Origin of the sequence: Dyella sp. (assembly GCF_035685885.1) — a bacterium.
Classification (GTDB): Bacteria; Pseudomonadota; Gammaproteobacteria; order Xanthomonadales; family Rhodanobacteraceae; genus Dyella.
On the sequence record NZ_DASRZX010000113.1, the window covers coordinates 26,808 to 52,720 of the forward strand.

Here is a 25,913-nt window from a genome sequence, read left to right on the forward strand (position 1 = left end):
CGCGCGGGGGCAAACCTGCCGTCAGGCCAGTAGCTTTTTGCAGATGGCCTGATACAGCGATGGCAACTGCTCAAGATCGTCCACGGACACGCACTCATCCACCTTGTGGATGGTGGCATTGACCGGACCGAGCTCGACGACCTCCACGCCCAGGGGCGCGATGAAGCGGCCATCGGATGTGCCACCACCGGTGCTTTCTTCCGGCGAGATGCCGCACAGCTCGCGGCACGCGGCGATGACCGCCTCGCGCACCGCGCCACCCGGAGGCGTAAGGAATGGCTCGCCCGACAGCGACCAGTCGATGTGCCAGTCAAGGCCATGCCGGGCAAGGATGACCTCCGTGCGCGCGCGCAGGTCTTCGGCGCGACTGGCCGTGCTGTAGCGGAAATTGATCAGCGCGGTGAGCGTGCCCGGGATGACATTGTTGGCGCCGGTCCCCGCGTTGAGGTTGGAGACCTGGAACGAGGTGGGCGGAAAATCCTGGTTGCCCTCGTCCCATCGCTGCGCCGCCAGTTCGGCCAGCGCCGGCGCAAACGCATGGATCGGGTTCAGCGCCTTTTCCGGATACGCCACGTGCCCCTGCACGCCACGCACCGTCAACGTGCCGGAAAGCGAGCCACGGCGCCCGACGCGAATCAGGTCGCCAAGGCGCTCCTTCGAGGAGGGTTCGCCCACCACGCACCAGTCGATGCGCTCGCCCGTGTCGCGGAAATGCTGCGCCACGCGACGCACGCCATCGAGATTGTCCGGACCTTCCTCGTCGCTGGTCAGCAACAGGCCGACGCGTCCGCGATGATCGGGGTGCTCGGCCACAAACTGCTCCAGCGCCACCACCATGGCTGCCACCGAGCCTTTCATGTCAGCGGCGCCACGGCCGTATAGACGTCCATCGCGAAGGGTGGGTTCGAACGGATCGCTCTGCCATACGTCGACAGGTCCTGTCGGCACCACGTCGGTATGGCCGAGGAAGATCAGGGTCGGGCCGCCCGAGCCGTGCGTCGCCCAGAGGTTGTCTACCTCGCCGTAGCGCAACGATGCGCACTTGAAACCCGCACGCGAAAGGCGCTCCGCCAGGTGGGACTGGCATCCCGCATCGTCGGGCGTCACCGAGCGGCGGCGGATCAGGTCAATGGCGAGATCGAGTACGTCGGACATGGCGGCAGGACAGGAACGGGGCGGTCAGCATAGCAAGCACAGCCACGGTCAGCCTGCGATGGCGGTGCCCAGCAAATGGCCGACCAGATAGGTGATGGCACTGGCCGCCAGCGTGATGCCTACCTGGCGCGCGATGGAGAACCACAAGCTGCGTCCGGTGAACAGCGAGGTACCCAGCGCAATCAGGGTCAGGCCGATGAAGGTGGACCCGATGCTGGCGACGATCGCCTGGGAGCCACCCGTCACGAAGTACGGCGCCACCGGAAACAGCGCGCCGAAGGCGAACAGGCAGAACGAGGAAATCGATGCGCTCCACGCCGAACCGCCGAGATCGCCCGGGTCCACGCCAAGGTCTTCGCGCACCATGGTGTCCAGCGCAGCACGCGGCGTGGTCAGCAGGTGGCGTGCCAGCGCGTCGGCGGCCTGCGGCTCCAGCCCCTTTTCGCGATACGTCCGGGCGAGATACTGCATGCCATCCTCGGGCGCCACGGCCAGGCGTTCGGCTCGCTCGGTGATCTGCGCCTGGTAGAACTCGCGCGAACTGTTCACCGACAGCCATTCGCCCAGCGCCATCGAACAGGCACCGGCAACGAGCCCGGCAAGACCCGCCAGCAAAATGGCGTGATCGCCGGTGGCCGCGCCGGCCATGCCCATCACCAGGCTGCTGTTGGAGACCAGGCCATCGTTGGCACCGAGCACGGCGGCGCGCAGCGTGTTGCCGCTCTGCGCGCCGTGCCGGCCGTGCGGCATCGGCAGCGTGTCGTCGGCGAAGTGGTTGCGCTGGCCCTGGCGATCCACCGGTGTCGACACGTGATCCGCATGTTCCATGCGCACCACGGTGGGCATCACGAATTCGGTGCCGAAGCGCGATGCCAGCCAACCCAACGCCTTGACCCGCAAGCTCACGCGCAGCGGCGGAACCTCATGACCTGCTTCGCGCAGGCGCGCCTCCCAGAAGCCGGCGTTCGTGTGCTCGATCTCGGCAATGCGCCGGTAAGCGCGCGCCAATCGTTCGTTGCCGGTCACTTCCGCCAGCCGGCCGTAAAGCGCCGCGTTGTCGCGCTCGATGCGCAGGTTGATGCGATAGCGCTGCGCGCGATGAGTGGTCATGCCGCCTCCACGTGACTCATTCGTCCAGCTCGCCGTCGCGCTGCCCCAGGCAGACCAGCGCAAACAGCAACACCACCACGAAACGGAATGCGCTTTCCAATCCGTTCCATTGCGTGGACATCCACATGCCGAACCATTCGCCGCCGACGGCGATGAAGCCGCCCAGCCACAGCACCACGCCCACGGTAAGGCCAAGCACGCTCACGCGCTTGGCCCGGTGGAATGCCGCGCCACTGGCGGCCCTCTCGCTCCACAGCCGCCACGCGCCGAGCCCGCACAGCACCGCGGCCAACATTTCGGTGGCAATGATCAGTGCGTACGCCGTGCGTTGCAGCCAAGGCGCGTGGATGGCGCGGTAATGGATGCCCGCGCCCGGAAAAATGGTATCCATTGCCAGCACATGCTGCACGAACGGCCAGTTGCTGTCGTAATCGGTGAGATTGCCGAAGGCGACCAGCGCGAGCCACAGCGCGATGGCCGCCATCAGCAGGATCCGGGACAGACGCACCATCACGGGGCGCGCAGCCTCAACGCCCGAACAACTTCTTGAAGCCGTTGTCGGTAAAGCCGACGCTCACCGAACCATCGTCCTGCAGCACCACCGGACGGCGCACCAGCGCCGGATATTCCTTCAGCAACAGGGTCCACTCCGGGTCGCTGCCCGGGTTCTTGCGCTGCGGCAGCAGGCTGCGCCACGTGGTCGAGGACTTGTTGACCAGCTTCTCCCAACCGCCGAGTTGCTGCGCCCACGTCTTCAACGTGGCTGCCGGTACGGAATTGGCGCGGTAATCGACGAAGGTGTACGGCACCTCGAAACGGTCGAGCCAATTGCGCGCCTTGCGGCAGGTATCGCAGGTGGTGAGCCCGTAGAGAGTGGCGCTCATTCAGCGCTCCGGAGCAGCTCGTTGATGCCGGTCTTGCTGCGCGTCTTCTCGTCCACCTGCTTGACGATGATCGCGGCGTACAGGCTGTGCGTGCCGTCCTTCGACGGCAGGCTACCGGCGACGACCACGCTGCCTGCAGGCACGCGGCCGTAACTGACCTCGCCGGTGGCGCGGTTGTAGATGCGCGTGGACTGGCCCAGGAACACGCCCATGCCGATCACGCTGCCTTTCTCCACGATCACGCCTTCGACCACTTCCGAACGCGCGCCGACGAAGCAGTTGTCTTCGATGATGGTCGGGTTGGCCTGCAACGGTTCCAGCACGCCGCCAATGCCCACGCCGCCGGAAAGATGCACGCCTGCGCCGATCTGCGCGCACGAGCCCACCGTGGCCCAGGTGTCGACCATGGTGCCCGCGCCCACGTATGCGCCGATGTTCACGTAGCTCGGCATCAGCACCGCGTCTTTCGCCACGTGCGCGCCACGGCGCACCAGCGCACCCGGCACCACGCGTGCGCCCAGGCCTTCCAGCTCCGCATCGTTGCCATGCGCGAAACGCAGCGGCACCTTGTCGAAAGCCAGTGCGGGGCCACCGTCGACGACGCGGTTACCGTTGATGCGGAAATACAGCAGCACCGCTTTCTTGATCCACTGGTTCACCGTCCAGCCGCCGTTGCCATCAGGCTCGGCTACGCGACGCTCGCCGGTTTCCAGCAGATTGATGACCTGCTCGACTGCGGGACGCAGATGCGTCTCCACTTCCGCTTGGGTCAGTTCGTTGCGACGCTCGAAGGCGTCCTCGATGAGGGACTCGATGCTTTGCATGGGTTTCGCAGACTGGATGAATACCCGCGAATGCTAACGCAGCGGCGGGGTCGCCGTAACGCACTGCGCTGCACCAGGCGAGAAATGGCACGACTTCACGCGGCCTTAGCCTGAATCCAGCGGGTGACCGATCACGCGGCGCGGCTCGTCCCCAGGCGGTCCAGCAACGCGTGCAGCAACCTGTCCTGCTGATCGATGCTCAACGGAGCATCGTGGCGATCGGTGACCAGGAAGAAATCCTCCACGCGCTCGCCGAACGTGGCGATACGCGCATCGTGGACGCGCACACCCGACTCGAACATCACCTGCGCCACCGCGGCCAGCAGTCCGGGCCGATCGCTGCACACCAGCGCAAGCCGCGTGCGGCCACCCACCGTGCTGAAGGCGATTTTTGGCGCGGCCTGGAAGTGCTTGAGGTGGCGCGACATGCTGCGTCGCGACGGCTGGTGTACGTGCCCGGGTTGTGACAAGGCACGGTGCAGGCGCTGTTTCAGTTCTTCGGCGCGCTCCGCCGATGCGGGCTGCTGCGAGTCCGATTCCAGCAGCAGGAAGGTATCCAGCGCCATGCCGGTGGAGGAACTGAGGATGCGCGCCTCCATCACGGAGAAGTGCAAGCGGTCGAGCATGATGGCCACGGCGGCGAACAGGCCATCGCGATCAGGTGTGTAGACGAACAATTCCGTCGTGCCGCGCACGGATTGCGGATGCACCGCCACCAGTGGCGTCGCGCCTTTGGCGTCCAGGATGGCAGCTGTCTGCCAGGCGATCTGCTCGGGATGGTGGCGCAGGAAACTCTGCTCGGGAAAGGCACGCCACACGCGCGCGCTCGCATCGGCCATATAGCCGTCCGCCTCCAGCCTGGCCAGCGCCTGCTCCTTGCAACCCTGCACGCGTGCCGCGGCATCCGACGGCAGGTCTTCCTCACTGCGCAAGGCGTAGCGCGTGGACGTATAGAGGTCCGCGAGCAGTCGGTCCTTCCAGCCGTTCCACAACTTGGGGCTGGTGCCGATGATGTCGGCGATGGTCAGCAGGTACAGAAGATCCAGGCGCTCGCCACTGCCCACGACCTCGGAAAAACGCTGGACCACATCGGGATCCGTGATGTCCTGGCGCTGCGCCGTGGTGCTCATCAACAGGTGCCAGCGCACCAGCCACGCCACCAACTGGGTATCTTCCTCGGGCAGGCCCAGCCGGCTCCCGAAGGCGATGGCCTCCTCCTCGCCCAGCACCGAATGATCGCCGCCACGCCCCTTGGCGATATCGTGGAACAACGCGGCAAGCAGCAACAATTCGGGCTTGGGCAGCGTCGGCCAGATCTCGCAGGCGATGGGAAATTCCGATGCGGCGGAAGGATCGGCAAAACGCGCCACGTTGCGCAGCACGCGCAGCGTGTGCTCGTCCACGGTGTAGACATGGAACAGGTCGTACTGCATGCGCCCGAAGACCTTGCCGAAGGCCGGCAAGATGGCCGCCAGCAGGCCGTGGCGATTCATGCGCCACATCGCCTCCACGGCCGGCGCACCGAGGCGGAGCAAGCGCAGGAAAGCCGCCAGCACCTCCGGATCATCGGCAAGCGCACGCTCAAGCACGGCGGATGCCTGATGCATGCGACGCATCGTTTCCGCAGTAAATCCGGTGATGCCAGGCTCGCCCAAGCGTGCGATGAATGCCTCGACCAAGGCTGCGGGACGGCGCATGAAGAGATCCGGATCGCGCACGGCGATGCGTCGGCCGTAGCGAATGAAGTCCTCACCCACGGGCTGCGGATCCGTCGGCGGCTCCAGCATCTCCTCGAAGCGTTCGACAATCTGCACGCCCAGGCGCTCCACCTGGCTGGCCGCGCGGTAGTAGCCCTGCATGAATTGCTCGACGCCGAGGTTCTTTTCGTGCTCGTCCTGGAAACCCAGGCTGGCCGCCAGCGCGCGCTGGTAGTCGAACAGCAGTCGCTCCTCCGCGCGCCCGGCTTCCAAATGCAGCGCGAACCGATAGCGACGCAGAGTGACTTCCGACTGTTCCAGCGTGTCCTTCTCCGCCGGATCGAGCAGCCCCTCGGCAACCATGTCGTCGAAATCATCCGCATGCGCCAGCCGCCGGCCCAGCCAGCGCAGCGCATCGAGCGTGCGCAATCCGCCCGGACCATCCTTCAGGTTGGGCTCCAGGTTGTACGCCGTGTCGTTGAAGCGCGCGTGGCGCGCGTCGCGCTCGGACAAACGCACGGCCAGATACTGCGCCGGAGGCCACAATGCCGGATCGTTGACGATCGCGTTAAGTCCTTCCTCCATGGCGGCATCGCCGACCAGCCGCCGTGCATCGAGCAGACTGGTAAACACGCTGGCGTCCTGCCCGGCGAGCGCCCGGCATTGCGGGAGATCGCGCACCGCGTGGCCGACCTTCAGGCCGATGTCCCAAAACGTGGCGAAGCATTGCTCCAAAGCGCGCAATCGCGCCGGCTCGGAAGGACCGACCAGCGCGAGCAGATCGACATCGGAATGCGGAAACAGCAGACCGCGGCCAAAGCCACCCACGGCAAACAGTGCGGCATCGCTGACTTCGCCCAGGCAAGCCACCCACACATGGACCACGATGCGCTGCACCGACTCGCTGCGCCGATGTGCCAGGGCGCTGGCATCCGCGCCATCACGGAACGCCGTGGCAAGCGCGCGATCCACATCGCCCAGCAATTGACGCAATGCCCGACGAGCATCACTCGACACGCCCGAACGCGGCACCGCCGTTGGCAGGCGTGGCAAGGGAGGCAGCACGATCGGGGCGACAGGCATGGTCAGCAGACGCGTGTGGCAATGCAGCAAGTCTGCCATGCATGGCGCGGAGAAGCAGTCATGGATTTGCGAATTCGCTGGAATGGGGTGGCGAGCGCTCCATTCGTGGTCCACGCAAGACTTTTTCACCGACGGCCTTCGGGCAGCGCTTCAGCGAGCCCGCCAAAAAGACCGTGGGTGCCACGCAAGCCCCTCACCCTCTCCACCGTGACATTGCCATCTCGGTGGTTACGTTCTTTGGAGCAGCAAGAGAAAAGTAACTCGGCGGTCCCGCGGGACTAACTTGCGCGTCGCCGGCAGGACGTCGAAACGCCCGCTGCGTCCCACGGGGACTTCCTTCGGTCGTAGGCGGCACGCTGGCCGTAGCGCAAAATCAAAGAACTAAGAGCAAGGTCACTGGATGATCGCTACGCTCGCCCCTTCGGGGCCGCCCTACGGGCGTTCTGCGCGCTTCGCGCTTGTCCTGCCTATGCAGGAATGACGGTAGGAAGGACTGAGGCGAAAGGCCATCGCGCACAGGGTGCGCTCCTACAATGGAATGGCGCGACATCAGTCCCTGCGACAGGCCAAAAAAAGGGCCGCCGAAGCGACCCTTTCTCATCCACCTCACGCCGCGTCCGGCCAAGGCGTCAAAATCTCAAACCCGTCATCGGTCACTGCGATGGTGTGCTCCCACTGCGCCGACAACGAATGGTCCTTCGTGACCACCGTCCAGCCATCCGGCAATTGCTTGGTCTGCGGCTTGCCGGCATTGATCATCGGCTCGACCGTGAAGGTCATGCCCTTCTTCAGCTCCAGGCCCGTGCCGGAGCGGCCGTAGTGAAGCACCTGCGGCTCGTCGTGGTAGACCTTGCCGATGCCGTGGCCGCAATACTCGCGCACCACCGAGAAGCCGGCGGCTTCCGCGTGCTTCTGGATCGCCGCGCCGACATCGCCCAGGGTGGCGCCAGGACGCACCGACTCGATGCCGCGCATCATCGCCTCGTAGGTGGTATCCACCAGGCGCTTGGCCAGCACCGACGGGGTGCCGACGAAGTACATGCGACTGGTATCGCCATGCCAGCCGTCGCGGATCACGGTGACATCGAGGTTGATGATGTCGCCATCCTTGAGCACTTTGGCCGGGGTCGGAATGCCATGGCAGATGACATGGTTGACCGATGTACACAGCGTCTTGGGGAAGCCGTTGTAGCCCACATTGGCGGGAATGGCCTTCTGCACCTTGGTGATGTGCTCGTAGGCCAGCCGGTCCAGGTCCTCGGTGGTAACGCCGGGCTTCACGTGCTCTTTGAGCATGGCCAGCACTTCGGCGGCCAGTTTGCCGGCCTCGCGCATGGACTGGATGTCTTCAGGGGTTTTCAGGGTGACTGCCATAGTTCTACTCACATGGCGGCAATTGCCTAAAAATCCAGCAACTTGCCGCGCTGCCGGCGTACCGGCTACAATTTCGAAGTTTTGCTGACCCGACCTGTCCGTTTTCACACGCACAAGCGGTAGTCGCAAAGCGAGGGAGATTGTAACCGCGTTGCGGTACAAGCCCCACAAGTCCTTGATTGGACACTCAAACGCCACACACGCATCGGCACCGCCTTCGGGGTGCCTTGGCCAACCCTCCACATCATACGGGTTGCCGGGGTCGAAGTCGGGGATGCGTGGAGGTCCCAACCCCCGGGTCGTCAACCGACCCTTGAAAATCGGAGTTACACCATGGCTCAAGTCACCATGCGCCAGATGCTCGAAGCTGGCGTCCATTTCGGTCACCAGACCCGTTACTGGAATCCGAAGATGGCCCCGTACATCTTTGGCGCCCGCGGCAAGATCCACATCATCAACCTCGAGAAGACCCTGCCGCTCTTCACCGACGCGATGAACTTCCTGTCGGGCATCGCGCAGAAGCGCGGCACCGTGCTGTTCGTCGGCACCAAGCGCTCGGCCCGCGAGCCGCTGGCCGAAGAAGCCGCACGCGCCGGCATGCCGTTCGTCACCGCCCGCTGGCTCGGTGGCATGCTGACCAACTTCCGCACCGTCAAGCAGTCCGTGGCCCGCCTCAAGGAGCTGGAAGCCGCCGAGACCGACGGCAGCTTCGAGAAGCTGGTCAAGCACGAAGTGCTGGCCCGCCGCCGTGAGCGCGACAAGCTCGTGAACTCGCTGGGCGGCATCAAGGACATGAACCGCCTGCCGGACGCCCTCTTCATCATCGACATCGGTCATGAAGACATCGCCGTGCAGGAAGCCAAGAAGCTCGGCATCCCGGTCATCGCCGTGGTCGACACCAACTACAACCCGGAACTGGTCGATTACGCCATCCCGGGCAACGACGACGCCATCCGCGCCATCCAGCTGTACGCCCGCGCCGCCGCTGACGCCATCCTCGAAGGCAAGGCTGCCGCTCCGGCTGCTGCCCAGGGCGACGCCAACGAGTTCGTCGAGCTCGACGAGGAAGGCAACCCGGTTGCCAGGGAAGAGCGCAAGGCTGCCCCGCGCCGTGACGACCGCAACAATCGCGGCCCGGCCAAGAAGGGTGCTGGCGCGCCGCGTCGTGACGGTGGTCGCGGTGGCCGCGGCGGCCGCAACGACGAGACCCCGTCGGACGGCGAGTAAGCCTTACTTGCCCCGGCCCGCAAGGGGGTCGGGGCGCATCAAAGCTTTTGAGGAACCCAGATGACTGCTATTTCCGCAAAACTGGTTAGCGAACTGCGCGAGCGCTCCGGCGCCGGCATGATGGATTGCAAGAAGGCGCTGGTCGAGAACAACGGCGACATCGACGCCGCGATCGAATACCTGCGCAAGACCGGCCTGGCCAAGGCCGACAAGAAGGCTGACCGCGTGGCCGCCGAAGGCCGCGTCGCCACCGCCCAGGCCAACGGCCAGGCCGTGCTGGTCGAAGTGAACAGCGAGACCGACTTCGTCGCCAAGGCGCCGAACTTCGTGCAGTTCACCAACGAAGTCGCCGAGGCCGTGCTGGCTTCCGGCGCTGCCGACATCGACGCCGCCAAGGCCGCCGCTTTCCCGGGCGCCGACAACGTCGAGTCCGCCGCCAAGACCCAGACCGCCACCATCGGCGAGAAGATCGAAGTGCGCCGCGTTGCCCGCATCGCGAATGATGGCCCGCTGGCCACCTACTCGCACGGCGGCAAGATCGGCGTGATCGTGGCACTCAAGGGCGGCTCGGAAGAGCTGGCCAAGGGCATCGCCATGCACGTGGCGGCCATGAACCCGCCGCACGTCAAGCCGGAGCACGTCCCGGCCGAGTTCATCGCGAAGGAAAAGGAAATCGCGCTTAGCCAGATGACCGAGAAGGACAAGGCCAAGCCGGCCGACATCCTGGAAAAGATCATCTCCGGCAAGATCAACAAGATCGTCTCGGAAGTGACCCTGGTCGGCCAGCCGTACGTGCTGGACACCAACGTCACCGTCGGCGACGCGCTGAAGAAGGAAGGCGCGGACGTCGTGGCCGTGGTTCGCCTGGCTGTTGGCGAAGGCATCGAGAAGGTGCAGGAAGACTACCTGGCCGAAGTCGCCAAGGCGATGCAGGTCTAAGCACCCGCTTCATGCAATGCCAAAAAAGCCGCGGGAAACCGCGGCTTTTTTTGTTGCCCGCTCAACGGCTGCCCGCACCGAGATCGGCGCGGTGGCGCACGCCCGAGACGTTGAATCCGAACACGCTGCGCTGGCCGTGAAGCTCCACGTCGACCAGATGCCCGGGAAGCGAATCGTAGTACAACGAACGGACGCATAGATGGCCGGGCAGCGCGTAGTCCAACCGCCGCCCCCTGGCCTGGTAATGGCACTCGCGTCCGTACCTGTACTCCAGACGGACCGTGGCAACCTCCACCTCCCTCGTCCCAAGCAATCTCGTGTACGCACCGGCCACGCCGTGCACCAGCGCCATCCACAGAAAGCCGCCCAAGGCTACAAACATCAGCGGCGAGAGCGCCGCGAGCGCCGCGAGCGCCACCACATTGCCCGTAAATCCCGGGTTGCGTCGACTGATGCCCAGCCACATCAGCCATCCGGTCAGCATGGCGGCGGCGACGGCTGACGCATACAGGCCCCACCAGGACCACCGCTCCTCCGGAATGAAGTCGTTCCAGTACCCATAGGCCACCAGCGTCAGTACCGCGATGATGCTGTGGATCGCGATACGGTGCCCCCGCGTCGGATTCTCGGTGCCGAAGTAATGCGTGCGCCAGCCCATGCCCAGCCTCCCTGCCCCATGGAAATACACCCGATGCTAACTGCAAGGCCGCGGAAGTCTTACAGGCATGCGTCGCTCTCGCTACAATGCGGCGGTTTGCATCACACAATCCGGAGACCCCATGAGCGCACCTCTTAAGTTTCGTCGCATCCTGCTCAAACTCTCCGGTGAAGCACTGATGGGCGAAGCCGACTACGGCATCGATCCCAAGGTGATCGGCCGCCTCGCCGACGAAATCATCGAAGTACAGAAGGCCGGCATCCAGATCGGCGTGGTCATCGGCGGCGGCAACATCTTCCGCGGCGCCGGCCTTGCGGCTGCAGGCATGGATCGCGTCACTGGCGACCACATGGGCATGCTGGCCACCGTAATGAACGCCCTGGCCATGCAGGACGCCATCGAGCGCCGTGGCGGCTACGCCCGCGTGATGAGCGCCATCCAGATCCACGACGTGGCCGAGGACTTCATCCGTCGCCGCGCGATCCGGCACATCGAAAAGGGCCGCATCGTGCTGTTCGCAGCCGGCACCGGCAACCCGTTCTTCACCACCGACTCCGCTGCGGCGCTGCGCGCGGTGGAAGTGGGTGCCGACCTGCTGCTGAAAGCCACCAAGGTCGACGGCGTCTATACCGCCGATCCGGCCCGCCATGCCGATGCCACCCGCTACGACACGCTCACCTACGACCAGGTGATCGAACGCAAGCTGGCCGTGATGGACACTGCGGCCATTGCGCTGTGCCGCGACCACGGCATGCCGCTGCGCATCTACGACATGACCGTGGCGGGCAACCTCATGCGGATCATGGCGGGCGAATCGATCGGCACCATCGTCTGCGACAACTGAGTGCTTGCGGGCAACGCCAGCGATGGCGGCGCTTCGTGGGTTAGTCCTGAATTGGGCGATGGGTAGCGTCAACGCCAAAACCGGCTGCCGCGGCTAGTCGAGCGGTGCGCAAGAAGCGCCGCTGCTGCTCCTGTCGTTCCTTTGGGCTGGGTTTCAGCGTCCCCGCTACCCGCCCCTCTCCCTCGATAACCCAACGCCCTGCGGCCCCCTGCTATACTCGACGGCTTGCACGGTTCAAGGGGTGTACCCATGCTCAACGACATCAAGAACGATGCCCAGACCCGCATGGGCAAGAGCATCGACTCCCTCAAGCACACGCTGACGCGTCTGCGTACGGGCCGCGCCAGCACCGCGCTGGTCGATGGCATCAAGGTGCCGTACTACGGCTCCGACATGCCGCTGAACCAGGTGGCCACCGTCGCGCTGGGCGATTCCCGCTCGATCCTGATCACCCCCTTCGAGAAGAGCCTGGTTGCTCCGATCGAAAAGGCCATCATGGCCTCCGACGTCGGCATCACGCCGACCACCGCCGGCACCGTGATCCGCCTCAACATGCCGCCGCTCACCGAGGAGCGTCGCCGCGAGCTGGCCAAGCACGTGGCGCATGAAGGCGAGGAAGCCAAGATCGCCATCCGCAACGTGCGCCGCGATGCCATGCAGCAGGTGAAGGATCAGCTCAAGGAAAAGCTGATCACCGAAGACGACGAGCGCAAGGCCGAAGACGAGATCCAGAAGCTCACCGATCGCTTCGTGAAGGACGTCGATGCCGTCGTGAAGAACAAGGAAGAGGAGCTGATGGCGCTCTGAGCGCCATCGGTCGAGAGCCTGTCCTTATGACCAGCGATTCCGCGCGAATACCGCGCCACATTGCCATCGTGATGGATGGCAATGGCCGCTGGGCAAAACTCCGCCACCGGCCACGCACGTTCGGCCACAACGCAGGCCGCAAGGCCGTACGCAGCGTGGTCGAGGCCTGCCTGCGCCAAGGCGTCAAGGTGCTCACTCTCTTCGCGTTCTCCAGCGAGAACTGGAAGCGCCCAGAAGACGAAGTCGGTGCACTGATGGAGCTGTTCGTCCGCGCTCTCGACAGAGAAGTGGACGAACTGCATTCCAACGGCGTGCGACTGCGTTTCGTGGGTGACCTCAGCGCCTTCGAGGTTGGCCTGCGCCAGCGCATGCTGGGCGCCATGAACCGCACGGCGGGCAACGAAGCCCTCCAGTTGAACATCGCCGTGAACTACGGCGGCCGCTGGGACATCGTGCAGGCCGCACGCAAGGCAGCCGAATCCGTGGCACGCGGCGAGCTTCGCGCCGAGGAAATCGACGAAAAGCTGCTGGGACACTGGATGTGCCTTGCCGAGCTGCCGCCGCTCGACCTGTTCATCCGCACCGGCGGCGAATGCCGGGTAAGTAACTTCCTGCTGTGGCAGCTGGCTTACGCTGAACTGCATTTCACCGATACCCTGTGGCCCGACTTCGACGAAACCTGCCTCAAACAGGCGATCGAGGACTACGCCCGCCGGGAACGCCGTTTCGGCAAGACCGGCGACCAAGTCGCCCGCAAGGGATAACAAGGAACCGCATGCTGCTACAGCGCACCCTCACCGCCCTGGTGCTGGCTCCCCTGGTGATCGGGCTGATCCTGCTCGCCCCCACCTGGGTGTTTGCGCCGGTGGTCGTGGTCGCGTTTCTTGCGGCCATGTGGGAATGGACGCGCCTGTCGGGCCTCAAGCCGACGCCGCCGCGCATCGCGCTGCTGGTGCTGACCGCCCTGCTGTTCGCCCTGTGCTGGTGCGCACGCGGCACTGCCTGGTGGACGTCGGTGATGGCGATCGGCGTGGTGTGGTGGGTGCTGGCGGGTCAATGGCTGCGCCATTTCGCGTTTGCCGCCGCGCCCACGCGGGAGAACCTCTTCTTCAAGCTGGGCGCGGGCCTGCTGGTCATCGTGCCGGCCTGGGTGGCGGCCGTGTCGATCCATGGCTCGGGTGAACACGGCCACTGGTGGACCCTGCTGGCCTTGTTCATCGTCTGGGCCGCCGACATCGGTGCCTATTTCAGCGGACGCCAGTTTGGCCGCCGCAAGCTCGCTCCCACCATCAGCCCCGGCAAGACCTGGGCGGGCGTCTATGGTGCCTTCGCGGCCGGTGCACTCGTGGCCGTGGTTGGCGGCCTGCTGCTGGGTATCGAAGGTGGCCGCCTGGTGGGCCTGTTGGTGCTCTCGCTGCTAACCGTGGTGGCTTCCATCGTGGGCGACCTGCTGGAAAGCCTCATGAAGCGCCATGCCGCGGTGAAGGACTCGGGCAACCTGTTTCCGGGCCACGGCGGCCTGCTTGATCGTCTCGACAGCGTGTTTGCCGCCCTCCCCGTCTTCGCCGTCGGCAAATTGCTGCTGGGCCTATGAACAGCAGTACGGCATTGCCACGTCGCGTCGCCGTGCTCGGGGCTACCGGGTCCATTGGCGGCAGCACGCTCGACGTCATCGCGAGGCATCCGGATCGCTTCCGTGCCAGCGTGCTTACCGCGCACAGCAATGTGGCGGCGCTGGCGGATCTGTGCATCCGCCATCGTCCCGACCTGGCGGTGATCGCCGATCCGACGCTCGAGGGTGAACTCGCCCGTCGACTGCTCGCCGCGGGCGTTCGTTGTGACATAGCCAGCGGCCACGAGGCGATCACCCACGCCGTCTCCGGCTCGCTGTGCGACACCGTGGTGGCGGCCATCGTTGGCGCGGCGGGGCTCGATTCCACGCTGGCCGCTGCGCGGACCGGCAAGCGCCTGCTGCTGGCCAACAAGGAATCCATCGTGATGGCCGGCCCGTTGCTGCTGGAGGCCCTCGCGGCCGGCGGCGGCGAACTGGTCCCGGTGGATTCAGAGCACAACGCGATCTTCCAGTGCCTGCCGGGCGGCCGCCCCAACCTGGCTTCCAGCGGCGTGCGCCGGCTGATACTCACCGCCTCTGGCGGTCCGTTCCGGGGCCGCAGCCGCGCGGAGCTGGCGGGCGTGACGCCGGAACAGGCATGCAAGCACCCGAACTGGATAATGGGCCGCAAGATTTCGGTCGATTCGGCTACGTTGATGAACAAAGGTCTCGAGGTGATCGAGGCGCACCACCTGTTTGGCGCCAGCCCGGATGCCATCGAGGTCCTCGTTCATCCGCAGAGCCTCGTGCATTCGCTGGTGGAATACGTCGACGGCTCAGTGCTTGCGCAACTGGGCAACCCGGACATGCGCACGGCCATCGCCCACGCCCTGGCGTGGCCGGCGCGCGTGGAAGCGGGCGTCTCGCCGCTGGATCTCGCAGCTTGCGCGCCGCTGGCGTTCGAACAGCCCGATCTCGCCACATTCCGCTGCCTGGCCCTGGCATTCCAGGCGCTGCGCGCAGGTGGCGATGCGCCTGCCATCCTCAATGCTGCCAATGAGGTAGCCGTTGAGGCATTCCTGGCCGGAGGACTGCCATTCCTGGGCATCGCGGACCTCGTCGAGAGCGTGCTTACGGAACTGCCGGCGCAAGCCGTGGTCGATGTGCAGACCCTGAATGAACGCGACCGGGCAGCCCGCCAAGCCGCCCGCCGTATTCTTCGTAACGCGTGCTGACAAGCCTGATAAGCTCTCACAGATGAATTCTCTCCTCGGCTCAGTGTTTTGGTTGCTCGTCACGCTTGGCGTGCTGGTGACCTTTCACGAATTTGGCCACTACTGGGTCGCACGAAAGTGCGGCGTCAAGGTGCTGCGTTTCTCCGTCGGCTTTGGCAAGGCGGTCTGGAAGCGCATCGGCAAGGACGGCACCGAATACCAGGTGGCGATGATCCCGCTGGGCGGCTACGTGAAAATGCTGGACGCCCGCGAAGGTGAGGTCGATCCCGCGCTTGCGGGCCAGGAGTTCACCGGCAAGCCCGTTTGGCAGCGCATCGCGATCGTGGCGGCCGGTCCGGCGTTCAATCTCATCTTCACCCTGTTCGCGTTCTGGCTGATGTTCATGCTGGGCAAGCCGGACGTGGCCCCCCTGGTCACCGCCGCACCGCAGAGCATGGCCGCCCAGGCCGGCATCCATCCGGGCGATCGTGTGCTGCGCATCGACGGCAAGCCAGTGGCCACCTGGAGCGATTCGCTGGACGCGGTGGCCAACGCCATGCTCGGTCGCGAGCCGCTGCCGATGGACGTGCGCGGCACCGACGGCACCGAACGCCATGTCGTGCTGCCGCTGCAGGAGCTTCCCGCGGGCCAGGGCATCGATCAGTACCTCGACAAGCTGGGCCTGAAGCTTGCCCCGCCACCGCCGATTGCGGCCACGGTCACCGCGGGCGATCCCGCGCAGGCCGCGGGCATGCGCGGCGGCGACCGCCTGGTCGGGGTTAACGGCAAGCCAGTCAGCGATTTCGACGCCTTCGCCGAACTGGTCAAGAACGAGGCGGCCAAGTCGCCCACGCTGACCATCGCCATCGAGCGCGCCGGCCAGCCGATCACGCTTTCGGTGACAGCGGTGCGGAAATCCATCGAAGGCCATCAGGTGCAGTGGCAGATCGGCATTCGTCCTCCGCAGCCGGAACAGGCGCTGGTCCATTACGGCCCGCTCAAGGCCATCCAGGCCTCGTTTTCGACCAGTTGGGAACGCACCGCGTCGATCTTCAACATGATCGGCAAGATGATCAGTGGCCAGGCCTCCACCAAGAACCTGTCCGGCGTGATCGGCATCGCCCAGGTGGCGAATGCCTCGGCCAGCATGGGCCCTGCCTGGTTCATCGAGTTCCTGGCGCTGGTGTCGCTCAGCCTCGCCGTGCTCAACCTCATGCCCATCCCCGTCTTGGACGGAGGTTGGCTGCTGTATTACCTTATTGAGTTGGTCAAGGGCAGTCCCGTCAGCGAACGCACGATGATGGCCGGTCAGTATGTCGGCATGGTCTTGCTGTTCACGTTAATGGGCCTGGCTTTCTACAACGACATCCATCGCTTCCTTCCCTCGTGACGCGCGCCGACTTTGCAGGAAGTCGCGCGACGTGCGGGGTCGAGGTGTATTTGCGGCGCAGGCCGCGGGGACATGGCGATGGTTTACCCGACGCATCCGGGGATGATGCAAGTACCTTTTCAAGGCTGGGCTTGTCCTGGCTTCACGCATTGATCGGGGCGGTCCAGGCCGCCTCATCGAAATAAAAACAACGGAATCGACGATGAAGCGTATCGCCGCCCTGATCTTGCTTGCCTCACTGACCGCCAACGCACTCGCCTTTGAGCCGTTTGTCGTTTCCGATATCCGTATCGACGGGCTCAGCCGCATTTCCACCGGCACGGTGCTCAACTACCTGCCGATCAACAAGGGTGACCGCCTTACCAACGATGGCGCCCAACGCGCGATCCGCGCCCTTTACCAGACCAAGTTCTTCAGCGACGTCGAAGTCGAGCGCGAAGGCAACATCATGGTCATCAAGGTGGTGGAGCGTCCGTCCATCGCCAAGCTGACCCTGCGCGGCAACAAGGACATCAAGGAAGATGATCTGCGCAAGGGCCTCAAGGAAATCGGCCTGTCGGAAGGCGAGACCTTCGATCGCCTGTCGCTTGACCGCGTGCAGCAGGAACTGGTGCGCCAGTACTACAACCGCGGCAAGTACAACGTGTCGGTCGAGCCGCACGTGACCAACCTTGACCGCAACCGCGTCGCGATCGATATCGAAATCCGCGAAGGCAAGGTTGCCAAGATCAAGGAAATCAACATCGTCGGCAATAAGGCGTTTACCGACAAGGAAATCCGCAAGGGTTTCGAGTCGGACACGACCAACTGGATGTCCTGGTATTCCAAGGACGACCAGTACTCGCGCGAGAAGCTCTCGGGCGACCTGGAGAAGCTGCAGTCCTACTACATGGACCGCGGCTACGCCGACTTCGGCGTCGACTCCTCGCAGGTGACCATCGCGCCCGACAAGCGCACGATGTACATCGCCGCCAGCGTGAAGGAAGGCGACATCTACACCGTCTCCGACGTGCACCTGCTTGGTGAGCTGATCCTTCCGGAGGACTCGCTCAAGCAGCTGGTGTACGTGCACAAGGGCGACACCTTCAATCGCAAGGCGATCGAAGCCAGCACCAACTCGATCAAGAGCATCCTCGCCAGCATCGGCTACGCGTTCGCCAAGGTGACGCCTGTGCCGAAGCTGGACAAGGACAAGCGCACCGTCGACCTGACGCTCTACGTGGAGCCGGGCAAGCGCGTGTACGTGCGCCGCGTGATCTTCCAGGGCAACACCCGCACGGAAGACGACGTGATGCGCCGCGAAATGCGCCAGCTGGAAGGCAGCTGGTTCTCGCAGCCGGCGATCGACCGCTCCAAGATCCGCCTGCAGCGCCTGGGCTACTTCAAGACGGTCAACATCGACAAGGCCCTGGTGCCCGGCACCGAGGACCAGGTCGACCTGACCGCGAAGGTGGAAGAACAGTCCGCCGGCAGCCTGATGTTCGGCGTGGGTTACTCGCAGTACTCGGGCATCATCTTGTCCGCGTCGGTGTCGCAGAACAACTTCCTCGGCACCGGTGACAGCTTCACCGTGGGCGCGTCGCGCAGCGACTACTCCACCTCCATCAACGCCAGCTACTTCAATCCGTACCTTACGGATAGCGGCGTGGGTATCGGCTACAACGCCGGTTACACCAAGAGCAACTACGGCGACACCAACAGCGACTTCGTGAACTATGAAAGTTCGATGAAGTCGTTCTCGACCTTCCTCAGCTTCCCGATCTCGGAAACGGACACCGTCCGTACCGGACTGGGCCTGAGCAGCAACAAGATCAACCTCGCGTACCAGTACATCGATACGCTCAACAACAACGCGGTCACTACGGTGAGCTACTCACCGCAGATCATGATCGACTACCAGAACGCGCTGGGCCACCAGACCATCCATACCTGGGATGCCACGCTGGGCTGGACGCACGACACCCGCAACGGTTACTGGGCGCCCACGCGCGGCGGCCTGCTGTCGCTGTCCACCGATATCGCACTGCCCGGTTCCACCGTGCAGTACTACAAGATCTTCGGTGAGGCGAACCACTACTGGCCGATCGGCAAGGGCTTCGTGTTGTACGTGGACGGCCAGGTCGGTTACGGCAAGGCTTATGGCCAGACCTTCGACTATGACGGCGGCACCAGCTTCCAGAAGGGCGACCCGGTCACCTTCCCGTTCTGGGAAAACTACTACTCCGGTGGTGTGCGCGACGTCCGTGGCTTCCAGGACAACACGCTCGGTCCTCGCGTGTGTACGGGCACCAACGCTGACGGCTCGCCGATCCAGCCGAACAAGAACGGCACCTGTACCGGCGGCTACTACTCCTACGCACAGCCGATCGGTGGTGCATTCAAGGTGCTGGGCACGGCCGAGCTGTACCTGCCGCTGCCCTTCCTCAAGGACATCAACACGGCACGCGTGTCGTGGTTCGTGGACGTCGGCAACGCCTATCAGGACTACCAGAGCTTCAGCGCCAAGACGCTGCGTGTCTCGACGGGTGTCTCGCTGCACTGGCAGGCGCCGATCGGCCCGCTGATCATCAACTTCGCGGTGCCGCTGCGCACCCAGGCGGACGATGGTCACTACGAGGAGCGCATCCAGTTCACCTTCGGCAGCCAGTTCTAACGGCATAGCCGCCCGGAAGGTCCAGGAAAGAAGGCGCGGCCTGTCCGCGCCTTCTTTTTTCATGCGCCCTGCGGCGCCTGCCTCTACAATGCCCCGACTGCAGGGAGCCAAGCATGAGTGTTTTCCAAACCACTGTTTCCGAGCTGGCCGGACGGTTCGATCTCACCTTTCACGGTGATGGCAGTCGCATCATTGATGGCGTGGGCACGCTCGCGGGCGCTGGCCCCAGCCAGCTGAGCTTTCTTTCCAACAGCAAGTACGCCTCGCAACTGGCTGGCACGCGCGCGGGCGTCGTGGTGATGCGCGAAGAGAACGTCGCCGACAGTCCCGTTCCTGCGCTGGTGGCACGCGATCCCTACGTCGCCTACGCCAAGATCGCCGCGCTGTTCGAGCGACTTTCGGCAGCACCGGCAGGCATCCATCCGAGCGCCGTCGTATCCGCGAGTGCGCGCGTGGCAGCAACCGCCAGCATCGGTCCGGGTTGCGTGATCGAGGACTGCGCCGTCGTGGAGGAAGGCGCGATCCTGGGCCCGCACTGCATCATCGGTCCGGAATGCGTGGTGGGCGCGCAATCACGCCTGGTGGCCCGGGTGACCTTGGTCATTCGCGTGACGCTGGGCAAGCGCGTGCTGGTGCATCCGGGTGCCGTGATCGGTTCGGACGGCTTTGGCCTCGCTTTCGACCGCGATCACTGGATCAAGCTGCCCCAGCTAGGCGGTGTGCGCATCGGCGACGATTGCGAAATCGGCGCCAACACCACGATCGACCGTGGCGCGCTGGACGACACCGTGCTGGAAGAGGACGTGCGCCTGGACAACCAGATCCAGATCGCCCACAACGTCTTCATCGGCGCACATACCGCGCTTGCGGGCTGCGCCGCGGTGGCCGGCAGCGCCAGGATCGGCCGCTACTGCATGATCGGCGGCAACGCGGGCGTGCTGGGCCATCTGGAGCTCGCCGACCGGGTTACCATTACCGCCAAGAGCCTGGTCACGCACTCCATACGCGAACCCGGTGAATATTCCTCGGGCGTTCCCTTGCAGGAAAACCGACTGTGGCGCCGCAATGCGGCGCGTTTCAAGCATCTTGATGAATACGCGCGCCGACTTTCGGCGCTTGAGAAGGACCGCAACAATGAGTGAGCTCACCGTGCCCTTCCACCTTCCCGTGACTGTGGAACATATCCAGCAGCTGCTGCCCCACCGCTATCCGTTCCTGCTGGTCGACCGCGTGATCGAACTGGTGCCCGACAAGAGCGTGGTGGCCATCAAGAACGTGACCATCAACGAGCCGTTCTTCCAGGGCCACTTTCCGGGCCATCCGGTAATGCCGGGCGTGCTGATCGTGGAAGCCATGGCCCAGGCCGCCGGCCTGCTCACGCAGATTTCCAGCCGCCTGAAAGGCAACACGGGCAGCCCGCTGTTCTATCTCGCCAAGGTGGACAACGCGCGCTTCAATGCGCCGGTGGTGCCGGGCGACCAGCTGCGCCTGGAAGTAACGCTCAAGCGCCTGCTTCGCAGCATGGGCCTGTTCGAGGCGCGCACCATGGTCGGCGACAAGGAAGTGGCGAGCTGCGAGCTGATGTGCGCCGCGAGGTCCGAGAAATGATCCATCCCACTGCGCAGATCGATCCCTCCGCCGTCATCGCCAACAACGTCAGCATCGGCGCCTACAGCGTGATCGGCGCCGACGTGCATGTCGGCGAAGGCACGGTGATCGGACCGCACGTGGTGATCGAGGGTCCCACGCGCATTGGCAGCGACAATCGCATCAGCCAGTTTGCCTCGCTCGGCGGCGCGCCGCAGGACAAGAAGTTCGCTGGCGAGCGCACCGAATTGGTCATCGGCGACCGCAACCAGATCCGCGAGTTCGTCACCATCAACCGCGGCACCGGCGATGGTGGTGGTGTCACGCGCATCGGCAATGACAACTGGCTGCTGGCCTACGTGCACGTCGCGCACGACTGCCAGATCGGCAACAACACGGTGTTCTCCAACTATTCCGCCCTCGCCGGCCACGTCGAAGTGGGCGACTGGGTGGTGATGGCCGGGTTCTCCGGTGCGCACCAGTTCTGCAAGGTCGGCGCGCATGCCTTCATCGGCATGGGCTGCCTGCTGGGTTCGGACGTGCCGCCGTTCGTGATGATGGCCAACGAGCAACGCGGGCGCCCGCGCGGCATCAACAGCGAAGGCCTCAAGCGCCGCGGCTTCGATGCCACGCGCATCTCGGCGATCAAGCGCGCCTATCGCACGCTGTACATGGCCGGACTCACCCTGTCCGATGCACGCGAGCAACTGGTGACGCAGGCAGCGGACAGCGAGGACGTGCGCGCGATGCTCGACTTCCTGGATCGCAGCGAGCGCTCGCTCGCGCGTTGATATGCGCTGCGCACATATCAACCAACCAAACCCGCGCGCTGTCTCTGGCTCCGGGGGCTGATGTAACGACATGCCCAACGTCGGAGCGACATCGCACGCACCTCTGATCGCCTTGATTGCCGGCGAAGATTCCGGCGACCAGCTCGGCGCCGATCTCATCGTGGCGCTGCGCCGCCGCTATCCCGACGCCCGCTTCGTGGGCATCGGGGGCACGCGCATGCAGGCCCAGGGGTTTGAATCCTGGTACGACATCAAGGAGCTTTCGCTGTTCGGCTTCGCCGAGGTCGTTTCGCACCTGCCGCGCCTGCTGCGATTGCGCAAGGAGCTCGTGGCTCGCCTGGTCAAGGCGAAGCCTGCTGTCGTCGTCGGCATCGACGCGCCTGACTTCAATCTCGGTGTGGAACAACGCCTGCGCGACGCCGGCGTCCGCACGGCGCATTACGTCAGCCCGTCGGTGTGGGCATGGCGCGAAAAGCGGGCGGAGAAGATCGGCCGCAGCGCCGACCGCGTGCTGTGCCTCTTCCCGATGGAGCCTGCCATCTATGCAAGGCATGGCGTCGATGCCCGCTTCGTTGGCCACCCGCTGGCGGACCGCTTCGCCATGGTGTCCGACCGCGCCGGCGCGCGCGACTTCCTCCAGCTTGCGCAGAATGTGCCGGTGCTCGCCGTGCTGCCCGGCAGCCGGCCCTCGGAAATCAAGCAGCTCGGACGTGGCTTTGTTGACGCCGCCAAGCGCGTTGCGGCGAGCATGCCAGGCCTGCGCGTCATCATCCCGGCCGCCAATGAGCGCGTGCACGCCACTCTGAAACTGATGCTCGGCGACAACGCAGGCGATGACGCGCCACTGCTGCTGGACGGCCACGCGCACGAAGCCATGCTCGCAGCCGACGTGGTACTGCTTGCCTCAGGCACGGCAGCGCTCGAGGCCATGCTGGCCAAGCGCCCAATGGTGGTGGGTTACCGCGTATCCCCCGTGAGCTATCGCATCGCCCGTGCGCTCAACATGCTCAAGACGGACGTCTATTCGCTGCCCAACATCCTGGCGCGAGCCGGCGGCATGGGCGACGACGTGGTACTGGTGCCCGAGTTGATGCAGGACGATTTCACGCCGGAGAAGCTGGCCGCAGCCACGCTTGCGTTATTCCAGGACAGCGAGCGCCGCGGCGCCATCGTCTCGGTGTTCGAGCAACTGCATCACGCGCTGCGCGGTGACCTGGAAGGCCATGCGGGTGACCTCGCCGCCGAGGCGGTCGCAGAGCTGATGGAACGCCAGCATGCCTAGCGTGAAGTCCGTTGCCGCCGTCAGCACCGTCGCCGAACCCGAGGTGGCCACGCTGGTGCGTCTCGTCGCCGGCGTGGACGAGGCGGGGCGCGGTCCGCTCGCCGGTCCCGTGGCAGTCGCCGCCGTCATTCTCGACCCGAGCCGCCCGCGCATACGCGGACTGGACGACTCCAAGAAACTCACGCACGCCAGGCGCGAAGCGCTCTACGAAAAGATTGTCGATCGGGCGCTTGCGCATTGCGTGGTGCTGGTGACGGCGGACGAGATCGACCGCATCAACATTTTCCAGGCCACCATGACCGGCATGTGCCGCGCGCTGTCGGGCCTGACGCCGTCGGCGCACGAGGCGTGGATCGACGGCAACGCGCTGCCCCGCGAGTTGCCCTGCGCGGGACGCGCCATCGTCGGTGGCGATGCACTGGAACCGGCGATCAGCGCCGCCTCGATCCTCGCCAAGGTCACGCGCGACCGCTGGATGGTCGAACTTGATCGCCTTCATCCCGGCTATGGATTCGCCGTCCACAAGGGCTATGCGACGCCCGCGCACCTGGACGCGCTCAAGCGCCTGGGGCCGTGCCCCCAGCATCGGCGCAGCTTTGCGCCGGTGAAATTGCTGGTGGACCAGGGCGTGCTGTTCTGACCGCACGCCGTTTGGACGTCCATTCAAGCGCTTCATCCCAAGCATCAAGAAGGCCAACTGCGGGCGCTGACAGCATGTCCTATGGCCCACGTCATGCGCATGCAACGGGACTAGACTAGCTTTGACTTCGCTGGAGCCGTGACCTGCGATACGGCGCCTGCGGAGTCAGGATTCGATGGCCTGTATCGCCCTTCGCGCGACAGCAAGCTTTCGCCGAGGCAACCTTTTCGCCCGCCGCCGCATCCGAATAGATGAAGGAAGCCACCACCGGGCTCGCTTCAGCAAGCGAGCCCACGCCGGCCCGAGACGCACGCGGTTGGCAAGGTGGATGTCATCGAGGCAGGGACGCCGGGTCTACCCGCGTGGCCTCCCTTACCGCCATGCGGCCTTGAAACGCAACGTGCAACGCAGGAGTCGTGTCATGACGCTTCCCAACCGCCCGCGCGACGTCATCACATCGCCGGATACTGGCCCCGTAGAGGCAACACCGCCGCGCCCCGCACCGGAACCCATGTCGGCAGCCGACGCCCACGTCGACTACGACCGCCACCCGTTTTCGGTCCGGTGGCTGGATCACTACATCGACAATTCGGCCGGAGATGGACGTTTCCACATCTCAGGCTAAGTGAGCGCATGCAGGACGACGGTACGCAGCTGCGCGTGCCGTCGTGCAGGCTCAGCCGCGGCCGCGCAGGAGGCTGTGGCGATAGCCGTAACCGATGTAGATCAGCATGCCCAGGGTGGTCCAGCAGGCCAGCAACATCCAGTTGCCCGCGTTCATCTGAGCCAGCAGGAACAGGCACACCACTACGCCGAGCGAGCACACGAACGGCGCCGCCGGCACGCGGAAACCTCGCGCCAGGTGCGGATGCGTGCGCCGCAATACCAGCACGCCGATGCACACGGTGGAAAACGCCAACAGCGTACCCATCGACAACAGGTCGCCCAGCAGGCTGAGCGGGAAAACTGCCGCCAGCAAGCCACCCACGAGGCCCACCAGCACCGTGGTGCGGTGTGGCGTGCGGAAGCGGTCGTGCACGGCGCCAAACATGCGTGGCAGCAGGCCATCACCCGCCATCGAGTAGAGGATGCGCGCCAGCCCCATGTGCATCACCAGGATGACCGAGGTGAGTCCTGCCACCGCGCCAACCTGGGTAAGCAGTTTCAGCCAGGCGAGCGATGGATGCGCCGCGAGGGCCGTCGCCACGGGTTCGGCGGTCGCCAGCTGCGCGTACGGAACCAGACCGGTGAGCACGGCCGCGACGATGATGTAGAGCACGGTGCAGATGGCCAGCGAAATGAGGATGCCGGCCGGCACGTTCTGCTGCGGGTTGCGCGTTTCCTGCGCTGCCGTCGCCACGGCATCGAAACCGATGTAAGCGTAGAAGACGCTGGTGGCGGCGCGGAAGACGCCCGCCCACCCGTAGTGGTCGCCGCCCTGGTTGGCCGGCACGTAGGGATGCCACAGCGACGTATCGACGTGTTGCAGGCCGAAAACCACGAAGAGAATCACCACCAACACCTTGAGCACCACCACGACGCTGGCGAAGAGCGTCGACTGGCGCGTGCCCACATAGAGCAGCGTGGTGATGGCAGCGACCACCAGCAGCGCCGGCAGGTTGATCCAGGCGCCGGTGGCCACGAAATGGCCGTCGCGGAACGACACGGGGGCATTGGCCAGCACCGAGGGGACGTCGATGCCCATGCTGTGCAGCAGCCCCACGCCATAGCCAGACCAGCCCACCGCCACCGATGACACCGCCAGCAAGTATTCGGCCACCACGTTCCAGCCGATGAACCAGGCCAGCAGCTCGCCGAAGGTCGCGTAGGCGTACACATAGGCGCTACCGGAAACCGGCAGCATGGCGGCGAATTCCGCATAGCTGAGCGCCGCCAGGGCCGCGGCGAGGCCCGCCAGCACGAACGACAGCGTCAACGCGGGCCCGGCATGCTCGGCTGCCGCCTGGCCCGTGATCACGAAGATGCCGGCGCCGATCACCGCGCCCACGCCCAGCACGACCAGATCCTTGAGGCCCAGCGTGCGCCGCAGGTTGTCGCTGGAAGACAGCGAGGCCTCGACGGGCTTGACGGCAAATAGCGAGCGAAGAAGTGACATCGACAGTACCTTCGGAAGCCCGTCGGGCCGCCATTCGTGCATGAAAGTCCTGAACCATGCCAGCCACGGCGGCCACCCGCAACCGC

At 65.0% G+C, this 25,913-nt stretch carries 24 protein-coding genes; 15 read left to right on the forward strand and 9 right to left on the reverse strand.

Annotation, left to right across the window (positions count from 1 at the left end):
* Positions 1–21: 21 nt before the first annotated feature.
* The 7 genes from dapE to map all read right to left on the reverse strand — a co-directional run bounded on the left by dapE (position 22) and on the right by map (position 8,127).
* Positions 22–1,155, reverse strand: coding sequence for a succinyl-diaminopimelate desuccinylase (dapE, locus tag VFG49_RS13315; RefSeq protein WP_324861256.1), 1,134 nt, complete (start codon positions 1,153–1,155; stop codon positions 22–24).
* Between the two features lie 48 nt (positions 1,156–1,203).
* Positions 1,204–2,265 carry a VIT1/CCC1 transporter family protein gene (locus tag VFG49_RS13320; RefSeq protein ID WP_324861258.1) on the reverse strand — a complete coding sequence of 354 codons (1,062 nt, stop codon included), beginning with the start codon at positions 2,263–2,265 and terminating at the stop codon, positions 1,204–1,206.
* Positions 2,266–2,281: 16 nt separating this feature from the next.
* Positions 2,282–2,776 carry a DUF2165 domain-containing protein gene (locus VFG49_RS13325; protein WP_324861401.1) on the reverse strand — a complete coding sequence of 165 codons (495 nt, stop codon included), beginning with the start codon at positions 2,774–2,776 and terminating at the stop codon, positions 2,282–2,284.
* A gap of 16 nt (positions 2,777–2,792) precedes the next feature.
* A complete protein-coding gene (locus VFG49_RS13330; protein ID WP_324861260.1) occupies positions 2,793–3,149 on the reverse strand; it encodes a Spx/MgsR family RNA polymerase-binding regulatory protein in 357 nt (118 codons plus the stop codon).
* Positions 3,146–3,973 carry a 2,3,4,5-tetrahydropyridine-2,6-dicarboxylate N-succinyltransferase gene (gene dapD, locus VFG49_RS13335; RefSeq protein WP_324861262.1) on the reverse strand — a complete coding sequence of 276 codons (828 nt, stop codon included), beginning with the start codon at positions 3,971–3,973 and terminating at the stop codon, positions 3,146–3,148. Before dapD ends, VFG49_RS13330 begins: the two co-directional genes overlap by 4 nt.
* Positions 3,974–4,104: 131 nt before the next feature.
* Positions 4,105–6,753: a [protein-PII] uridylyltransferase gene (glnD, locus tag VFG49_RS13340; protein WP_324861404.1), complete on the reverse strand. Its 2,649-nt coding sequence runs from the start codon at positions 6,751–6,753 to the stop codon at positions 4,105–4,107.
* A gap of 606 nt (positions 6,754–7,359) precedes the next feature.
* Positions 7,360–8,127 (reverse strand): type I methionyl aminopeptidase, encoded by a 768-nt coding sequence (gene map, locus VFG49_RS13345; RefSeq protein WP_324861264.1) that lies wholly within the window; start codon positions 8,125–8,127, stop codon positions 7,360–7,362.
* Positions 8,128–8,460: 333 nt separating this feature from the next.
* On the opposite strand from map, the gene rpsB reads away from it, so the two are divergent.
* Complete coding sequence (rpsB, locus tag VFG49_RS13350) at positions 8,461–9,354, forward strand: 30S ribosomal protein S2 (RefSeq protein WP_324861266.1); 894 nt, start codon at positions 8,461–8,463, stop codon at positions 9,352–9,354.
* 60 nt (positions 9,355–9,414) lie between these two features.
* Positions 9,415–10,293, forward strand: a complete 879-nt coding sequence (gene tsf / locus VFG49_RS13355) for a translation elongation factor Ts (protein ID WP_324861268.1) — start codon at positions 9,415–9,417, stop codon at positions 10,291–10,293.
* A gap of 61 nt (positions 10,294–10,354) precedes the next feature.
* Here the strand turns inward: tsf and VFG49_RS13360 are convergent, their stop codons facing one another.
* The gene (locus VFG49_RS13360; RefSeq protein ID WP_324861270.1) at positions 10,355–10,951 is read right to left on the reverse strand and encodes a hypothetical protein; all 597 of its coding nucleotides are present in this window, start codon (positions 10,949–10,951) and stop codon (positions 10,355–10,357) included.
* Between the two features lie 121 nt (positions 10,952–11,072).
* Here VFG49_RS13360 and pyrH point away from each other — a divergent pair, with 121 nt between their 5' ends.
* The 13 genes from pyrH to VFG49_RS13425 all read left to right on the forward strand — a co-directional run bounded on the left by pyrH (position 11,073) and on the right by VFG49_RS13425 (position 24,336).
* On the forward strand, positions 11,073–11,795 hold the full coding sequence (gene pyrH, locus VFG49_RS13365; RefSeq protein WP_324861272.1) for a UMP kinase: 723 nt from the start codon (positions 11,073–11,075) through the stop codon (positions 11,793–11,795).
* A 249-nt stretch (positions 11,796–12,044) separates the two neighbouring features.
* A complete protein-coding gene (gene frr / locus VFG49_RS13370; protein WP_324861274.1) occupies positions 12,045–12,602 on the forward strand; it encodes a ribosome recycling factor in 558 nt (185 codons plus the stop codon).
* Positions 12,603–12,628: 26 nt separating this feature from the next.
* Positions 12,629–13,366 carry a polyprenyl diphosphate synthase gene (gene uppS / locus VFG49_RS13375; RefSeq protein ID WP_324861276.1) on the forward strand — a complete coding sequence of 246 codons (738 nt, stop codon included), beginning with the start codon at positions 12,629–12,631 and terminating at the stop codon, positions 13,364–13,366.
* 11 nt (positions 13,367–13,377) lie between these two features.
* Entirely contained in the window at positions 13,378–14,196 is an 819-nt protein-coding gene (locus VFG49_RS13380; RefSeq protein WP_324861278.1) for a phosphatidate cytidylyltransferase, read from the forward strand.
* Positions 14,193–15,389 (forward strand): 1-deoxy-D-xylulose-5-phosphate reductoisomerase, encoded by a 1,197-nt coding sequence (locus VFG49_RS13385; RefSeq protein ID WP_324861280.1) that lies wholly within the window; start codon positions 14,193–14,195, stop codon positions 15,387–15,389. The genes VFG49_RS13380 and VFG49_RS13385 overlap by 4 nt, the downstream gene beginning before the upstream one ends.
* A gap of 22 nt (positions 15,390–15,411) precedes the next feature.
* Positions 15,412–16,758, forward strand: coding sequence for an RIP metalloprotease RseP (rseP, locus tag VFG49_RS13390; protein WP_324861282.1), 1,347 nt, complete (start codon positions 15,412–15,414; stop codon positions 16,756–16,758).
* A 202-nt stretch (positions 16,759–16,960) separates the two neighbouring features.
* Positions 16,961–19,411, forward strand: coding sequence for an outer membrane protein assembly factor BamA (gene bamA / locus VFG49_RS13395; protein ID WP_324861284.1), 2,451 nt, complete (start codon positions 16,961–16,963; stop codon positions 19,409–19,411).
* Between the two features lie 113 nt (positions 19,412–19,524).
* On the forward strand, positions 19,525–20,553 hold the full coding sequence (gene lpxD / locus VFG49_RS13400) for a UDP-3-O-(3-hydroxymyristoyl)glucosamine N-acyltransferase (protein WP_324861286.1): 1,029 nt from the start codon (positions 19,525–19,527) through the stop codon (positions 20,551–20,553).
* Positions 20,546–21,019, forward strand: coding sequence for a 3-hydroxyacyl-ACP dehydratase FabZ (gene fabZ / locus VFG49_RS13405; RefSeq protein WP_324861287.1), 474 nt, complete (start codon positions 20,546–20,548; stop codon positions 21,017–21,019). The genes lpxD and fabZ overlap by 8 nt, the downstream gene beginning before the upstream one ends.
* Positions 21,016–21,789 (forward strand): acyl-ACP--UDP-N-acetylglucosamine O-acyltransferase, encoded by a 774-nt coding sequence (gene lpxA / locus VFG49_RS13410; protein ID WP_324861289.1) that lies wholly within the window; start codon positions 21,016–21,018, stop codon positions 21,787–21,789. The genes fabZ and lpxA overlap by 4 nt, the downstream gene beginning before the upstream one ends.
* Before the next feature lie 70 nt (positions 21,790–21,859).
* Positions 21,860–23,071, forward strand: a complete 1,212-nt coding sequence (gene lpxB / locus VFG49_RS13415; protein ID WP_324861291.1) for a lipid-A-disaccharide synthase — start codon at positions 21,860–21,862, stop codon at positions 23,069–23,071.
* The gene (locus VFG49_RS13420; protein WP_324861293.1) at positions 23,064–23,711 is read left to right on the forward strand and encodes a ribonuclease HII; all 648 of its coding nucleotides are present in this window, start codon (positions 23,064–23,066) and stop codon (positions 23,709–23,711) included. The genes lpxB and VFG49_RS13420 overlap by 8 nt, the downstream gene beginning before the upstream one ends.
* Before the next feature lie 421 nt (positions 23,712–24,132).
* Entirely contained in the window at positions 24,133–24,336 is a 204-nt protein-coding gene (locus VFG49_RS13425; protein WP_324861295.1) for a hypothetical protein, read from the forward strand.
* Positions 24,337–24,387: 51 nt separating this feature from the next.
* Here the strand turns inward: VFG49_RS13425 and VFG49_RS13430 are convergent, their stop codons facing one another.
* Positions 24,388–25,827 carry an amino acid permease gene (locus tag VFG49_RS13430; RefSeq protein WP_324861297.1) on the reverse strand — a complete coding sequence of 480 codons (1,440 nt, stop codon included), beginning with the start codon at positions 25,825–25,827 and terminating at the stop codon, positions 24,388–24,390.
* Positions 25,828–25,913 lie beyond the last annotated feature (86 nt).